Annotated in this window: 17 protein-coding genes; 6 read left to right on the plus strand and 11 right to left on the minus strand. The window is 69.5% G+C overall.

Translation table 11 applies throughout. The features are described from left to right. On the plus strand, positions 1-571 hold a 571-nt coding region (locus tag IRT45_RS23870; RefSeq protein WP_194808139.1), incomplete at its 5' end, for an IS5 family transposase. A gap of 41 nt (positions 572-612) precedes the next feature. Here IRT45_RS23870 and IRT45_RS23875 read toward each other — a convergent pair. Continuing rightward, positions 613-1044, minus strand: a complete 432-nt coding sequence (locus tag IRT45_RS23875) for a hypothetical protein (protein ID WP_194808140.1) — start codon at positions 1042-1044, stop codon at positions 613-615. 168 nt (positions 1045-1212) lie between these two features. Here IRT45_RS23875 and IRT45_RS23880 point away from each other — a divergent pair, with 168 nt between their 5' ends. Further along, positions 1213-2736, plus strand: coding sequence for an MFS transporter (locus IRT45_RS23880; protein ID WP_228534880.1), 1524 nt, complete (start codon positions 1213-1215; stop codon positions 2734-2736). Positions 2737-2750: 14 nt separating this feature from the next. On the opposite strand, the gene IRT45_RS23885 is transcribed toward IRT45_RS23880, so the two are convergent. From IRT45_RS23885 to IRT45_RS23895, 3 genes are read right to left on the minus strand one after another with little or no spacing between them, the layout of a single operon-like run. Further along, positions 2751-2978 (minus strand): CDGSH iron-sulfur domain-containing protein, encoded by a 228-nt coding sequence (locus IRT45_RS23885; protein ID WP_309241127.1) that lies wholly within the window; start codon positions 2976-2978, stop codon positions 2751-2753. Next, complete coding sequence (locus IRT45_RS23890) at positions 2962-3612, minus strand: HemK2/MTQ2 family protein methyltransferase (protein ID WP_194808141.1); 651 nt, start codon at positions 3610-3612, stop codon at positions 2962-2964. Before IRT45_RS23890 ends, IRT45_RS23885 begins: the two co-directional genes overlap by 17 nt. Positions 3613-3639: 27 nt before the next feature. Next, entirely contained in the window at positions 3640-4734 is a 1095-nt protein-coding gene (locus IRT45_RS23895) for an iron-containing redox enzyme family protein (RefSeq protein WP_194808142.1), read from the minus strand. Positions 4735-4876: 142 nt separating this feature from the next. Here IRT45_RS23895 and IRT45_RS23900 point away from each other — a divergent pair, with 142 nt between their 5' ends. The 4 genes from IRT45_RS23900 (at position 4877) to IRT45_RS23915 (ending at position 7455) form a co-directional block, all read left to right on the plus strand. Then, on the plus strand, positions 4877-5524 hold the full coding sequence (locus IRT45_RS23900) for an NAD(P)H-dependent oxidoreductase (RefSeq protein ID WP_309241128.1): 648 nt from the start codon (positions 4877-4879) through the stop codon (positions 5522-5524). 444 nt (positions 5525-5968) lie between these two features. Continuing rightward, the gene (locus tag IRT45_RS23905) at positions 5969-6232 is read left to right on the plus strand and encodes a hypothetical protein (protein ID WP_036503210.1); all 264 of its coding nucleotides are present in this window, start codon (positions 5969-5971) and stop codon (positions 6230-6232) included. A gap of 29 nt (positions 6233-6261) precedes the next feature. After that, entirely contained in the window at positions 6262-6819 is a 558-nt protein-coding gene (locus tag IRT45_RS23910) for a type 1 glutamine amidotransferase domain-containing protein (RefSeq protein ID WP_194808144.1), read from the plus strand. Positions 6820-6843: 24 nt separating this feature from the next. Then, positions 6844-7455: a UdgX family uracil-DNA binding protein gene (locus IRT45_RS23915; RefSeq protein ID WP_194808145.1), complete on the plus strand. Its 612-nt coding sequence runs from the start codon at positions 6844-6846 to the stop codon at positions 7453-7455. A gap of 67 nt (positions 7456-7522) precedes the next feature. Here IRT45_RS23915 and IRT45_RS23920 read toward each other — a convergent pair whose 3' ends face one another. From IRT45_RS23920 to IRT45_RS23950, 7 genes are all read right to left on the minus strand, one after another. Continuing rightward, on the minus strand, positions 7523-8668 hold the full coding sequence (locus IRT45_RS23920; protein WP_039779477.1) for an acyl-CoA dehydrogenase family protein: 1146 nt from the start codon (positions 8666-8668) through the stop codon (positions 7523-7525). 152 nt (positions 8669-8820) lie between these two features. Continuing rightward, positions 8821-9735, minus strand: a complete 915-nt coding sequence (locus IRT45_RS23925) for a lysophospholipid acyltransferase family protein (RefSeq protein ID WP_228534882.1) — start codon at positions 9733-9735, stop codon at positions 8821-8823. A gap of 77 nt (positions 9736-9812) precedes the next feature. Continuing rightward, entirely contained in the window at positions 9813-11414 is a 1602-nt protein-coding gene (gene hflX / locus IRT45_RS23930; RefSeq protein ID WP_194808146.1) for a GTPase HflX, read from the minus strand. 94 nt (positions 11415-11508) lie between these two features. After that, on the minus strand, positions 11509-12390 hold the full coding sequence (dapF, locus tag IRT45_RS23935) for a diaminopimelate epimerase (protein WP_194808194.1): 882 nt from the start codon (positions 12388-12390) through the stop codon (positions 11509-11511). A gap of 63 nt (positions 12391-12453) precedes the next feature. Then, entirely contained in the window at positions 12454-13284 is an 831-nt protein-coding gene (locus tag IRT45_RS37830; protein ID WP_194808147.1) for an RNA methyltransferase, read from the minus strand. Then, entirely contained in the window at positions 13281-14204 is a 924-nt protein-coding gene (gene miaA / locus IRT45_RS23945; RefSeq protein ID WP_194808148.1) for a tRNA (adenosine(37)-N6)-dimethylallyltransferase MiaA, read from the minus strand. Before miaA ends, IRT45_RS37830 begins: the two co-directional genes overlap by 4 nt. Then, on the minus strand, positions 14201-14962 hold the full coding sequence (locus IRT45_RS23950) for a hypothetical protein (RefSeq protein WP_194808149.1): 762 nt from the start codon (positions 14960-14962) through the stop codon (positions 14201-14203). Before IRT45_RS23950 ends, miaA begins: the two co-directional genes overlap by 4 nt. Positions 14963-15101: the final 139 nt, after the last annotated feature.

The following is a 15101-nucleotide window of genomic DNA, read 5'->3' on the forward strand; positions in this document are numbered from 1 at the left end:
CCCGCACGCTGCCGGCGCCCGCCGCGACGGTGACCGGCAGGCCGAACCACCGGCCGGGACCGGTGAGCACGAGCCGGCCGATCACGGGCTGGGACGTTCGCGGGGCGGGTGGACCAGCAAGCTGCATGTGGCCTGCGACCGGGACTGCCGGGTGTTGTCGGTGGTGCTCACCGCTGGTCAGGTCGGTGACAGTCCGCAGTTCACCGCAGTGCTCGACGGGATCGAGGTGCCGAAACTCGGTGGCGGCCGGGCGCGGGTGCGCCCGGAGCGGGTGCTGGCCGATAAGGCGTATTCCAGTCGCGCCAATCGGGAGTGGTTGCGTCGTCACGGGATCCGGGCGACGATCCCGGTCCCTGCCGATCAGGCCGCGCATCGGCGCCGCCGCGGTCGTGGCGGTGGCCGGCCCCCGGCGTTCGACCCGGTGCTCTACCGGGACCGCAATGCCGTCGAGCGTGGCATCAACCAGCTCAAACAGCATCGGGCGGTGGCTACCCGGTTCGACAAACTCGCAGTCCGCTACCAGGCCACGATCCACATCGCGGTGATCAACCAGTGGCTGCGGCACTCCTGAGGGCAGGCCGCTGACCCGCCCTCAACACTTCGAGACAGAACCTAGCCCTGCCCCAGGCGCAGAGCCACATCGATGATCACCGCCTCGCGCGGCGCCACGGCATCCCGGCGCGGTTCGTTCACCCACAGCACCGACCGGCCGGCGCCGTCGTGGCGGGGCAGCGCCACGCAGCGCCCCGGTGCGACCACCACGACACCGTGCAGCCCGAGCAGATGCAGCAGCGCCAGCGGCGGGTCGAGGGCGGGCGATGCCACCACGAAAGCCAGGCGCCGCGACCGCGGCTGCCCCAGTACCGGACCGCAGACCGGCAGGGCGTCGATCACCCTGTGCCCCAAATGATTCGGCATGGCCACCAGACCGAATCGGCCACCGGTGACCAGATGCGGCCGCGGACCGATCATCGTGACCGGCAGTCCGCGTTCGGCGTAGACCGAGCGGATGCCGTCCGGGTTGTGGACGTCGGCGAACATCATGAGCGTCGCGCCACCTCACCCGTCTCCCTGTCGGCCCCTCAGCTCAACAGCCGCGCGATCGCCGAATCAGAGCCGAAAGTCCCCACCGAGCGGGACCTTGGTCATCGATGCCGGATTTGTAGGATTGCCGGAAAGTAGCAGGAGCTGCTTCAGCAATCGGGAGGCCCGATGATCGACCGGAACCGGACGGCGACACCGGTACGCGGCCGCTGGGGAATGCTGGCGGTGCTGTGCGCGAGCCTGCTCCTCGTCGCGATGGACGCCACCGTGCTCAACGTCGCGCTCCCCTCGCTGATCGAGGATCTGCAGCCGGGCGCGGTCGCCCAGTTGTGGATCGTCGACATCTACGGTCTGGTCCTGGGCGGCCTGCTCATCACCTTCGGCGCGATCGGCGACCGGATCGGCCGCAAGCGGCTGTTCCTGACGGGATTCGCGCTGTTCGGCGTTGCTTCGGTGGTCGCGGCCACCGCTCAGGTCACCGCTCAGCTCATCGGCGGGCGTGTGCTGCTGGCGGTGGGTGGCGCGATGGTGATGCCCTCGACGCTCTCGCTGATCCGCAACATCTTCGACGATCCGCACGAACGCACCCGGGCCATCGCGATCTGGGCGGCCATCGCCGGGGTCGGCGCGGCGGTGGGTCCGATCGTGGGTGGCGTTCTGGTCGAACATTTCGGCTGGGCGGCGGCGTTCTGGATCAATGTGCCGGTGGTGGTGCTGACGCTGGCGGCCGGCCTCGGTTTGCTGCCCGAATACCGGGCGCCGTCGACCACTCCGTTCGACTGGCCGAGTGTCCCGCTGTCGGTGCTCGGCATCGTCGGATTCGTCTGGGGCGTCAAACATCTCGCGCGCGGTGAGGACATCGTGATGAACGTGTGCGTCCTGCTCGCCGGACTCGCCATGCTGTTCTGGTTCGCGCGACGGCAACTACGGCTGACCGATCCACTGCTCGACATCCGATTGTTCCGGCGCCCGGTCTTCCTCGCCGCGGCCCTGGCGACCCTCATGGCGATGATCGCGATCGGCGCCGCCCTGTTCCTGATCTCGTTGTGGCTGCAATACATTCACGGCTACTCCCCCGCCGAGGCCGGTATCCGTACGGCACCCGCCGCGGTCGCGACCCTGATCGGCTCGCTGACCACGCCGGCGCTGCTGCGCCGGACCGGGGTACGCGGGGTGATGGTCACGAGCCTGCTCATCCTCGCCGCCGGGTTCGCGGTGCTGGCGATCTCGCCCGAGCCCACCAGCTATGCCGTGGTGGCGCTGGTGCTGGTCTGCCTGGGCATCGGCGACGGGATCGCGGTCACCGCCGCCGCGGCGGTTCTGGTTTCCTCGGTGCCGGCCGAACGCGCGGGGCAGGGCGGCGCGGTCGAGGAAACCAGCTACGAATTGGGCAACGGACTGGGGGTGGCGCTGCTCGGCAGTGTGCACGGCGCGCTGTTCACCCACTACATGAGCGACGTTCCGCTAGCCGGTGCTCAGGGCGAGACGGCTCGTGAATCGGCCGGCGGCGCCATCGCGGTGGCCGGCGACATCGGCGGCGAACTCGGGGCCCGAGTGCACGAGATGGCCTCGGCGGCATTCGATTCCGCGCTCACGATCACCTCGTACGCGGCCGCGGGGGTGGTGGCGGCGGTCGCGGTCCTCACCGCGATCCTGATCCCGCGGCACACCAGCGTGACATCGCGGCACTGACGCCCGGTGCGCGGTCAGCCGCGCTTGCGGCGATGACGGCGATGGGTGGTGTCGCAGAGCGGATAGATTCCGGAGCGGCGGCAGGTGCACACCGCGACCACGAACCGATCGCAGCGCACGACGCGGCCGTCGTCGGTCACCAGCTCCACCGGACCCTCGACGAGCGCCGGGCCGTCCTTGGTCAGCGTCACCCGGGTGCGGCGGCCCGGGCCGGACGTAGGGTCGTCATTCTCGATCGGCACGGATCACCACCAGCTCCTCTTGCCGCGCCCCCGGTTCGATGAGGCGCTGTTGCTCCAGCCAGTCCGCGCGCCGGCGCAGAACGGGCCCGAATTCGCACGTTTCGCGGACGACGATCGCGGCCTTGAGCCCACCGTCGCGCAGTTGACGCACGGTCAGATCCGGATCGCACAGCGACGAATGCACGATCAGCGCGATTCCCTTGGCCCGCAACAGCTCCGGCATCAGCCGGCACAGTGGATCCAGCAGCGCCCGCCCGTGCGGTCCGCCCTCCCAGGCCCGCGCCCGGCCGTGGGCCGGAATGACCGAAGGCCCCGGCACATAGGGCGGATTCGCCAGCACCGCGTCGAAGGTCCGCCGGCGCAGCACCCGACCGAAATCGCCGTGCAACAGTTCCAGCGGTACCCCGTGCAGCCTGCTGTTGAGCCACGCCGAGGCCAGCGCGCGGCGCGAGATGTCCACCGCGGTGACCGCGGACGCACCGGCCCGTCCCGCCTCGATAGCCACCGCACCGGTGCCGGTACACACGTCCACCACCTTGGACCCCTCCGGGATGGCGGCGGACCCCAGCGCTCTGATCAGCAGTCCGGTATCGGCTGTCGGGGCGTAGACACCCGGTGCGCGGAACAGTCTCATGATCGCCGAATACCCGCCTTCCGATGATCAACCCGCGCGATCTCGCGGAATCGCCTCCGGGTCGCGCAGCGAACTGTGCCCGGCCGACCAGCTGTCGAGCATGTGCCGCTCGATGGCGTTCTCCAGCAAGGTCGTCGCCTGGATGCCGAAGACCATCGGTGCGATCAGCTCGGGCTCGCGCGCCGACAGATCCCCGATGACGTCGCGGCGCATCACCTGCTCGTGCACGGCGTCGGCCTCCACATGCTCGGCGTAGAAGCGCACGCACGCCGGATGCGCGTCCAACCGCCGCAGCGTGTCGACCATCCGGCGCGAAGCGGGGGGCGAACTGATCTCCACGCTTGCGAAATGGCCGACCAACTCGCCCCGGAACTGCCGGTGCAGACCGAACAGCGACATCATGTTCACCAGCGCCAGCATCGGCGCGGGGACGGCGTCGAGGTAGTGCAGGTAGGTGTCGTCGAGGCCGGCGCCGGCCAGCAGGTCGGCGAACAGCTGAGCGTGGACGTCCTCACCACGACCGGCGCCGAACTCGTCGTATTCGACCGCGACCAGTGCGGCCTTCGCTTGACCGCGCAGCCGGGGAATCACCCACGCGTAGGGGTCGGCCTCCTTGTGGTGGTAGATCGAGCGATGCGCGAAGTATTCGCACACCTGCCACCACTGGCCCTGCTCGTTCAGGAAATGCCCGACGCCCGCGCCCTCGACCGGCTCGACGAGCAGATCGTCGAGTTCACCGTCGAGGTCGTCGCCGCCGGGCACGTCGCGTCGCATCGCGGCCAGGAACCGGTCCTCGAGGTGGGCGCGCATGCGCAGCAACTTCGGGTCCCATTCCCACCGGGGATCGACGGAATCGAAACCGCGGTAATGCAATTCGTAGCACAGGTGCAACGCCAGCTGCAGGTCCTCACCGTACGGATCGGTGTTCGCGGTGTCGAAATCGACATGGCAGGCGGTGCCACCGAGCAGGGCGCAGATGCCTGCGGAGAGTTCGCCGCGCGGCTGCGGCAGCGGCGGCGCGCCGGTATTCGCCGTCACCGGCGCCGGGGTGGGCCGATGCCGGGACGCCGAGAGAGGGCGGTGGCCGGATGTTCGGCGCACGTCGGGGTGCGGAATCTCCATGAGCGCCGCATACCCGGTGGCTGGCGCCTCAATCGGCGGCCCGCGCCGGTGCGATCGGTGGCGCCGGCTGCCCAGGTTCGACCGCGGATCGGCGGGTATGCGCGAAACAGAGCATCCTGTCGCCCGTCGAAAGGAGCACATTGTGAACGACCCGACCGGTTCCCGAGCTCCCGGGGACGACCTCACCGCCATCGCGATCAGTTGCACGTTGAAGAAGTCGCCGGATCGATCGAGCAGCGAGCTGATCGCCGAGCAGGTCCTGCGCGAACTGTCGGACCACGGCGTCACGGGCAAGACCGTGCGTGCCGTCGACCTCGATATCCGCCCCGGCATCACCACGGACGAAGGCGACGGCGATCAGTGGCCGCAGCTGCGCGAGCAGATCAGCGCCGCCGATATCGTGCTGATCGCCACGCCCACCTGGCTGGGCCACATGTCCTCGGTCGCCCAGCGCGTGCTCGAACGCCTCGACGCCGAACTCTCGGTCACCGACGACGAGAACCGGCCCGCCATGGTGGGCAAGGTGGGTATCGCCGCCGTCGTCGGCAACGAGGACGGCGCGCACAAGATCTGCGCCGATACGTTCCAGGCGCTCAACGACATCGGCTTCACCGTGCCGGCGCAGGGCTGCACCTACTGGAACGGCGAGGCCATGAGCGGCGTCGACTATCTGGACCTGGACAACACTCCCGAGGCCGTCGCGACGACCACCGCGGGTGTGGCGCGCAATGCCGCTCACCTGGCGCGGACCCTGAAGGCCGCGCCCTACCCGGCCTATCCGTCGTCGTAGCGCGCCGGCCACCGCGCGGCCGATCACCATCCGTTCGAGGAGTCGACATGTATACCGACCACGCCGGACCGCGACCGCGTGCCGGCGAGCCTCCGATTCCGGAACCGGTTCCGCCGCAGCCGGTTCCGGATCCCACACCCGAACATCCGATCCCGTCCCCGGATCCGCGCCCGCCGATTCCGGAGCCCGATCCCGTGCCGGGCCGCCCGCCCGAACCGGGCCGGCCGATTCCGGGTCCGAGCCCCGATCCGATTCCCGGTCATCCGCCGCCCGATCCCGGACGGCCGGTCCCGCCGGAACCGACGCCCGATCCCCCTCCGGATCCCGGCCGGCCCATCCCCGGACCCGCACCCGATCCCGGCCCGGATGTACCCGGCCGCGACCCGCGGCCCCCGGTTCCCCAGGCCGGTGTTTCGCCCGCTGCCGGCCGGGCACCCGCCGGACATGACATCCGATGAGCAGACCCCTGGAACGCATCCGCAGGTCACCGCCGAGGATCTGCGGATGCTGCTGGACGCGGGCAGCCCCGGCACCCGCCTGGTGTTGTCGGAGGGCCGGGTACGGCTGGCCACCGACAGCGGCGAGGACGGACTGGAGTTGATCCGGCGGCCCGAATTGGCCGACCGCATCGGCAACCACCCCGATCAGCACGAATTGGCCGAACAGGCCGAACTACTCAACACGCTGATCCGCCTGCAGGGCGCCTGAACGTGCCCCGAACCCGAAGAGGAGACGAGATGAGCCGACCCAACCGAGAGCCCGCCGTCCTGGTGGTGACCTCGCAGACCGGTGTGGAACGTGACGAGCTGCTGGAGCCGCTGAAGCAGTTGCGCGACAACGGTATTCGCGTCACCCACGCCGCCCCGTCCACCGACGCGGTGCAGACCTTCGTTCACGACACCGACGCCGACACCACCGTCGACCCCGACACCGATCTGGCCTCGGTATCCGTGAGCGATTTCGACGCGCTGGTGGTGCCCGGCGGCACCGTCAACGCCGACAAGTTGCGCACCACGAAGGAGGCCGTCGACCTGGCGCGCGGATTCGCCGACGCCGGAAAGACGATCGCCGCGATCTGCCACGGCCCGTGGCTGCTGGTGGAGGCCGACCTGGTTCGCGGCAAGACCATGACCTCGTATCCGTCGCTGCAGACCGATGTGCGCAACGCGGGCGCGCAGTGGGTCGACGAGCAGGTGGTCCGGACGCAGGACGGCTGGACGCTGATCACCTCCCGCAATCCGCGCGATCTGGACGCGTTCTGTTCCGCGATCGAGACCGAAGTGGGCGCGAAGTGACGAGAGAAAGATGAAGGCGCGGTCATGGTGAAAGCCCCGGGCGCAGCGGAGTTCGTGCCGGACACCACCGATCTCGCGCGACTGCGCGAGGCCGCCCGCGAATGTCACGGCTGCGATCTGTACAAGCATGCGAACCGGACCGTCTTCGGTGAGGGCCCGCCGCACGCTCCGATGGTGATGATCGGCGAGCAGCCCGGCGACCGCGAGGATCTGGCCGGACATCCGTTCGTCGGCCCGGCCGGGGCGCTGCTGAACCGCGCCCTCACCGATGCCGGAATCGACCGCGACGCCGTCTATCTCACCAACGCGGTGAAGCACTTCAAATTCACCGAGCGCGGTAAACGCCGCATCCATCAGAAGCCCGGGCGTACCGAGGTCGTCGCGTGTACGCCGTGGCTGACCGCCGAACTCGACGCGATCCGCCCGCAATTGGTGGTCTGCCTGGGTGCGGTGGCGGCGCAGGCCGTCTTCGGCCCCGACTTCCGGATCACTCGCGACCGCGGGCGGCTGATCGCGCACGACGATCTCCGTGCGCTGGCCACCATCCATCCGGCCGCCGCGCTGCGCGCTCCCGATCGTGCCGAGGCCTACGACGGTCTGGTCGCCGACCTCACCGAGGCGGCCACCGCACTGTGACACGAGACGGCCGCCGCCGGTCGTCCGGCGGCGGCCGTTGCTGCCGGAGACGGTCAGCCCAGATGCGTCAGCTCAGCTTCAAGGAGCGGCCGATGATCTCCTTCATGATCTCCGTGGTGCCGCCGTAGATGGTTTGCACGCGCGCGTCCATGTACGCCTTGGCGATCGGGTATTCGCGCATGTAGCCGTAACCGCCGTGCAGCTGCAGGCATTTGGTGATCAGATCGAGCTGTTCCTCGGTGCTCCACCACTTGGCCATCGCGGCATCCTCGGCCGAGAGGGTGCCGGCGTTGAGGGCCTCGATGAAGCGGTCGACCAGCACGCGCACCGCGGTGGTCTTGGTGGCCAGCTCGGCCAGGACGAACCGCGTGTTCTGCTGGGCGCCGATCGGCTTGCCGAAGGCCTTGCGGTCGCGCACGTACTGGATGGTGGTCTCCAGGCAGCCTTCCATGGCGGCGGCGGCCATCACGGCGATCGACATCCGCTCCTGCGGCAGGTTCTGCATCAGGTGGATGAAGCCCATGCCCTCGGTGCCGAGCAGGTTCTTGCCGGGAACCCGTACGTCGGTGAAGCTGAGCTCGGCGGTGTCCTGCGCCTTGAGACCGATCTTGTCCAGGTTGCGGCCGCGCTCGAAGCCGGGCATGCCGCGCTCGACGACGAGCAGCGAGAAGCCCATCGCCCCCTTCTCGGGATCCGTCTGCGCGACCACGATCACGATGTCGGAGTTGATGCCGTTGGTGATGAAGGTCTTGGCGCCGTTGAGGACCCAGTCGTCGCCGTCCTTGACCGCGCGGGTCTTGATGCCCTGCAGATCCGAACCGGTGCCCGGCTCGGTCATGGCGATGGCGGTGATGATCTCACCGGAGCAGAACCCGGGCAGCCAGCGCTGCTTCTGCTCGTCGTTGGCCAGTTCCAGCAGATACGGCGCGATCACGTCGTTGTGCAGCGAGAAGCCCAACCCCGAGTACTGGCCCTTGGTGGTCTCCTCGGTGATCACCGCGTTGTAGCGGAAATCCTTGACGCCGCCGCCGCCGAACTCCTCGGGCACCGCCATGCCGAGGAATCCCTGCTTACCGGCCTCCAGCCACAGCTGCCGATCCACGACCCCGGACTGCTCCCACTCGGCATGGTGCGGCGCGACATGCTGATCCAGAAATTTACGGTAGGACTCCCGGAACAGATCGTGTTCGGGCTCGAAAAGGGTGCGCTCCACGCCAACCTCCTAGTGACCACATCGGCAACTCGCCTGCCACATACGGTACCCGGAAGGGGAATCGCGGTTCACTTCAGATCCGAAAAAAGTCGCTTACCTGTGCGAAAAGCTTCGGCAGGCGGTCTCTGCGCACCCTGAACGCGGGTAAACCTTTAGAGCCCCACGGCGCCGCGTACCCGGCCCCAGAGCGTGCGGCCGCGGTCACGATCGCGCTCGGCCAGCAGAGCGGTGATCTCTTCCTCCAGCGCCTTGTGCACCACCTGCTGCAATTCCTCGGCGGCGGCGTCCAGATCGGTGGCGTCCTGCCACGGCGTGGTCTCGATGGGCGTGCCGATCGAGTAGTAGAACCGTTCGGGCCGCGGCACGACGGTGGGGCCGATGCCGCGCATGAGCGGCGGGGTGAGGTTGCCGCGGATACCGAGCGCCTCGACGGTCCAGCGCAGCGGGCTCATCACCGGATGATCTCCGTCGAAGACCACGTCGAATACGTCGTCGGCGCCGATCATCGCGGTCGGCAGGATGGGGGCGCCGGCCTCGATCGCCATCCGCGCGAAGCCGGTGCGACCCTCCCACTTCAGGTGATACTTCTCGCCCTTGCGGCGCATCGCCTCGCGGCCGCCGCCGGGGAACACGATGACCGCCTCGCCGTTGTCGAGCAGGGTGCGGCAGTTGTCGCGCGAGCCGCGCACGCTGCCGATCCGGTGCACGAGCTCGCGCACCGGCGGTACCCGCATCAGCACGTTCTCCGCCAGGCCACGCACCACCCGGCCGGTGCGGTGGTAGATCTCGTGCACCAGCAGCGGCGCGTCCACGCCGCCGAGGAGCGTGTGGTTGCCGACGAGCATGACCGGACCCGTCTCGGGAATGTTGTCCAGGCCGTGGAAGACCGGACTGTTCCACAGCCGCACCGGTGTCGACAGCGCGTCGAAAATCCGAAGATCAATGGGGGGCACCGTCATTCGCAACGGCGCGCCGTCACTGAGCTGCCGTACGGACTCCACCGCCGAGCGCTCGGCGGTGGAGTCGTCGGGCATGACATCGACGGGCGTGAACTCGTTCCCGGACATTTGCACCCTCCCTGCAGCCGTTCGGTGAAAGACGCGATTCTACCGAAAACGACTGTGGCACACAGACTACGAAAGCTTCAGCGCGAAGGCCCCGCTGCTTCCGCACTGCCGATGGTGCCCGCATGCGCATACTGCGACAGGGTCGGCGCGAGCGCCCGGGGAACCCGGGCCCGCACCCGCGTCCCACCCTCCTCGTGCGAGGAGCTGATGATGCGGCCGTCGGAGTGGATGCGTGCGAGCAGATCACCACGAGTGTACGGGAGCAGCACACTCACCTCGACATCTAGCCCGCCGAGGATCTCGGCCAGCCGTTCACGCAACTGGTCGATGCCACGTCCGGTGCGGGCCGAGACGAACACCGCGCCGGGCAACTGAGCACGCAGATGCGCCAGCTGCGTCGCGTCCAGCGCGTCGATCTTGTTCACCACCAGCAACTCCGGCGGTCCGGAGCCTTCGCCCTGCTCACGCAGCACATCGGTGATCACCTCCCGCACGGCCTTGATCTGCTGATCAGGCAGCGCGTCGGAACCGTCGACCACGTGCAGCAGCAGATCGGCGCCGGTGACCTCCTCGAGGGTGGACCGGAACGCCTCCACCAGCTGGGTCGGCAGATGCCGGACGAATCCGACGGTGTCGGTGAAGACGACCTCACGGCCGTCGTCGAGCGCCGCGCGCCGGGTGGTGGGATCCAAGGTGGCGAACAGGGCGTCCTGCACCAGGATGCCCGCACCGGTCAGGGCGTTCATCAGACTGGATTTTCCGGCGTTGGTGTAGCCGACGATCGCGACCGCCGGAATGCCGCTGGAGGTGCGCCGCGACCGTTTGGTGTCGCGTGCGGTCTTCATCTCCTTGATCTCGCGGCGCAGTTTGGCCATGCGCTCGCGGATCCGGCGGCGATCTGTTTCGATCTTGGTCTCACCGGGGCCACGGGTACCCACACCGCCGCCCGCACCACCGGCCCGGCCACCGGCCTGCCGCGACATCGATTCACCCCAGCCGCGCAGTCGCGGCAGCATGTACTCCATCTGTGCCAGCGACACCTGCGCCTTGCCCTCGCGGGAGGTGGCGTGCTGGGCGAAGATGTCCAGAATCAGCGCGGTGCGGTCGATGACCTTCACCTTGACGACCTTCTCCAGCGCGTTCAACTGCGCGGGGGTCAGCTCGCCGTCGCAGATCACCGTGTCGGCGCCGGTCTCGAGCACCACCGAGCGCAGTTCGTCGGCCTTACCCGAGCCGATGTAGGTAGCGGGATCGGGCTTGTCTCGGCGCTGGATCAGGGCGTCGAGCACCTGGGAGCCGGCGGTTTCGGCGAGCGCGGCCAATTCGGCCATGCTGGCGTCGGCCTGCGCGGCGCTACCCTCGGTCCACACGCCGACCAGCACGACCCGCTCGAGTCGCAGCTGCCGGTACTCGACCTCGGTGATGTCGGTGAGCTCGGTCGAGAGACCGGCGACACGACGCAGCGCGCTGCGTTCGTCGAGTTGCAGCTCACCGACCGTGGGCTCGGCGGCCCAGCCGTTGCCGGAGTAACCGCCGCCTTCGGTGTCGTCGGCGTCGTAATCGGTCACGCCGGTATCGGCGTCGTCATCGCCGATGCTGTAGTCCTGGTCCGCGTAGCCGTCCGTCTCCGAGTCGAGCTGCTCGATCGGGGTGAACTCGTACGTTTGTGATTTCCTCATACACCTCCATGGTCCCACGCCACAACGACCGGGCGCACTCGGATATTTCCGGTCCCGGCCGGGCACGGCCCCATACGGCGCGGCTCACACGGATTCAGGCGCCGGCCCACCACTCACCGGCGAGGTGTCCGGAACCGACCAGCACCGAGGGGCCGCGCAACCACGCCTGCCCGTGTTCGATGCCCACGGTGACCGCGCCGCCGGGCACCCGGACCCGCACCTGCGCGGACTCCGTCGCCGGATCGGTCCCCGCACGCGTGAGTGCCGCGGCGGCCGCGGCGACCGTGCCGGTGCCGCAGGAGCGGGTTTCGCCGACGCCGCGTTCGTAGACCCGCATGTCCACCGCGCCGTCCTCGCCGAGCGCCGTCAGGATCTCCACGTTCACGCCCTGCGGGAACAGCTCCGGATCGAATCCGGGCGGCACGGTGAGGTCGAGTGCGGCGAGACCCTCGGCGGTGAGTCCGGGATCGACACAGGCCAGATGCGGATTCCCGACGTCGACCCCGACTCCGGGCAGCGCGCTGCCCGCGACGGTGGCGGTGGAATCGCCGAGCATCCGCACCCGGCCCATACCGACGGTCACCTCGCCGAGCACCTCGTCGAAGGAGTGCACGACCACCGAACGCGCACCCGCGCGGGTGCCCACCACGAATTCGGTCTCCCGCTGCCAGCCGGTGGCGAGCAGATAGTGGGCGAAGACCCGGACACCGTTGCCGCACATCTCCGCGATCGACCCGTCGGCGTTGCGGTAGTCCATGAACCAGTCCGCAGCCGCCACACCGTCGGGCAGGCCGGCGAGCTCGCCCCGCTCCACCAGCGCACCCGCCCGGGCGACGCGCAGCACACCGTCGGCGCCGATGCCCTGGCGCCGGTCACACAGCACGGCGACGGTGTCGGGCACCAGGCGCAGGCGCGCGTCGGAGTCCGGCAGCACCACGAAATCGTTCTGGGTCCCGTGGCCCTTGCTGAACTCGATATCGGCCGCGCCGGACACCCGCTGCTGCTCGCTCATCGACGTCGATCCTCCACCCGTCCCGCACTATTCGCCGACCGCGCCGGCGTTCACCCTCGTTACCGACACCCGGCGCTGCCGGGATATTTCGTACAGCACGACCGAGACGGCGCAGGGGGTGACCGGCATCGCACCCGCCGGAATTCGCACCATCTCGTCGCATGCGTCGCGCCACCGCGCATCCAGCTCGCCGTCGTCGGCGAACACCATGATCGTCGCATCCGCGAAGGTGTGCTCGTCGACCGGCCGGTCACCGGGTTCGGTCCCGACACCGACCACCCGGGCCGGGACTTTCGCGCCCGCCCGCAATTCGGCGACGGCCGCCGGCCCGGACACCCGCACCACCGGCACCGCGAACAGCGCCCCGGCCGAGGCGCGGACACACCGCGGGTCGTATTCGTCCGCGCCCGATCCGCTGATCACCACCGCGGCGGCACCGAAGGCCTGCGCGGTGCGCAGCACGCTGCCCAGCCGCAGCGCGGAGGACGGACGATCGACCACGACCACCGGATGTGCCGGATCGAGACGAACGTGCGACGGGTCCCGGCCGCGAGTGTGCGCCAGGGCCACCAGTTCCGGTGTGCCGGTATCGGGTTCGGCGAGTTCGTCGAGGGCGTCGCCGACCAGTCCGATCGCCCGCACCGCGTCGTTGTCGAGCACCTCGCGCGCCCACGGCGGCAGCGGTGCGCCGAGGCGGTACAGCACCGCTTCCAGCGGCCACCCGTTCGCCACCGCCGCGGTGATCGATTCCCGGCCGTGCACGAGAAAGCGGCCGTCGGTCCGGCGCCGGGCACGGTTGCCGAGATAGGCGCGCCACTCCCCGACGGAGGCGTTGCGGGTGGTCGATGGGCGGGTCACTGCCGAATCGATTCCTGTTCGTCGAGCACATGGGCCAGTACCGAATCCGCGAGCCGCGGATCGGCGCCGTCGACCCAGTGCACACGCGGGTCGCGGCGGAACCACGAGCGTTGCCGGCGCACGTAGCGGCGGGTGCCGATCAGCGTGCGCTCACGCGCATGACTCAGGTCGTATTCGTTGTCGAGATGAGCCAGGACTTGTGCGTATCCGATGGCGCGGCGGGCGGTCAGGCCCGAACGCAGGCCGCGGCCGATCAGTTCTCGCACCTCGTCGACGAGCCCCTGCGCGAACATGGTCGCGGTGCGAGTCTCGATGCGCGCGTCGAGTTCGGCGGTCTCCCGGTCGACGCCGATGATCGTGGTGTTCCAACGCGGCGTACCGCGTTGCGGCTGGGAGGCGGCGAACGGGCGGCCGGTGAGTTCGACGACCTCGAGCGCCCGCACGATCCGCCGGCCGTCGGTCGGCAGAATGATCTGCGCCGCAACGGGATCGGCGGCCCGCAAGGCGGCGTGGACGGCCGCGACACCCTCGCGTTCGAGGACCCCCTCCCACTTCTCGCGAACGCGGATGTCGGTGGCCGGGAACTCCCACTCGTCGAGCAGCGCCTGCACGTACATCATCGAACCGCCCACGATGACCGGCACCCGCCCGCGGGCGAGGATGTCCTCGACATCGGCGGAGGCCGCGGCCTGATAGGCGGCGACGGTGGCCGTTTCGGTCACCTCCAGCACGTCGAGCTGGTGGTGCGGGATGCCACGGCGCTGCTGCGGCGGCAATTTGGCGGTGCCGATATCCATACCGCGATACAGCTGCATGGCGTCGATGTTGACGATCTCGCCGTCCAGGCGAGTCGCCAATTCCAATGCCAGATCGGACTTTCCGGTCGCGGTCGGGCCGATGACGGCGATGGGCGCCCTCATCGCGCCCCCGCCGGATACCAGACCGACGCGTGATATCCGACACCGAAAGGCGCTGCGCGATACAGGGTTTCGACCTTCGGATCGGCGGTGTCGATGCCGAACAGACCGGCCAGCACCTGAAAGCCGGGACGGCCGGCCACCTCGAGTTCGGCGCACAGCCGGGTGTCCAGCGCACCGAGTGCCGCGCGGTCACCGGCGTCGAGGGCGTCGTCGATCCGCCGTTGTTCGCCCTCGGCCCGGGGATCGAGATATCCGGGTGAGGTGGTGGACAGGGTGGCGGCGCCGTCGGCGACGACCAGCACGCCGTGCGGATGCGGGTCGGTGTCCAGCTCACCGCGCAGCCGGGATCCCAGTTCCACGCAGCGCGCCGGCTCGGCGTCGGGATCGACCGGCAGCGCCCGCGCCTCGATGTCCTCGCCGTCCTCGGCCGCGATCCGGCCGCGCAGCCAAGCGCCCACCAGCAGTGCGGTCGGCCAGTCGAGTCGCGGCTCACCGCCGGGTCCGGCCGCCGACAAGGTGACCCGGACGTCCGCGCCGAAGCCCCGCACACTACCCACACCGGTCGCCGGCTCGGTCCCCGCGCCGACAATGGTCCAGTGCCGGGCCTGCCGGGCCAGCATCCGCCCGGCCGTCAGCACGGCCTCGCGCAGCTGCGGCACCTGCGCGGCCGGATGGGTGGAGTCGGTCAGCGGCGTCGCACCGCCCAGTTCGGGAATCAGCACGAGCGGCGAGGGAATCAACGCGGCGACACGAAACACCCGTCAACGGTAGCGGCCGCCGGGAAACGGCAGCCGAGGCCGTCGCTCACCGCGGGTGAGCGTGTTCCCACCACTCTCAACCGTCACTCGCTGCACGCCACCGTTCGCAAGAGAGGGCAATTCTGTCTATTGGCTGGTT

The organism is Nocardia sp. BSTN01 (genome assembly GCF_015354405.1).
Classification (GTDB): domain Bacteria; phylum Actinomycetota; class Actinomycetes; order Mycobacteriales; family Mycobacteriaceae; genus Nocardia.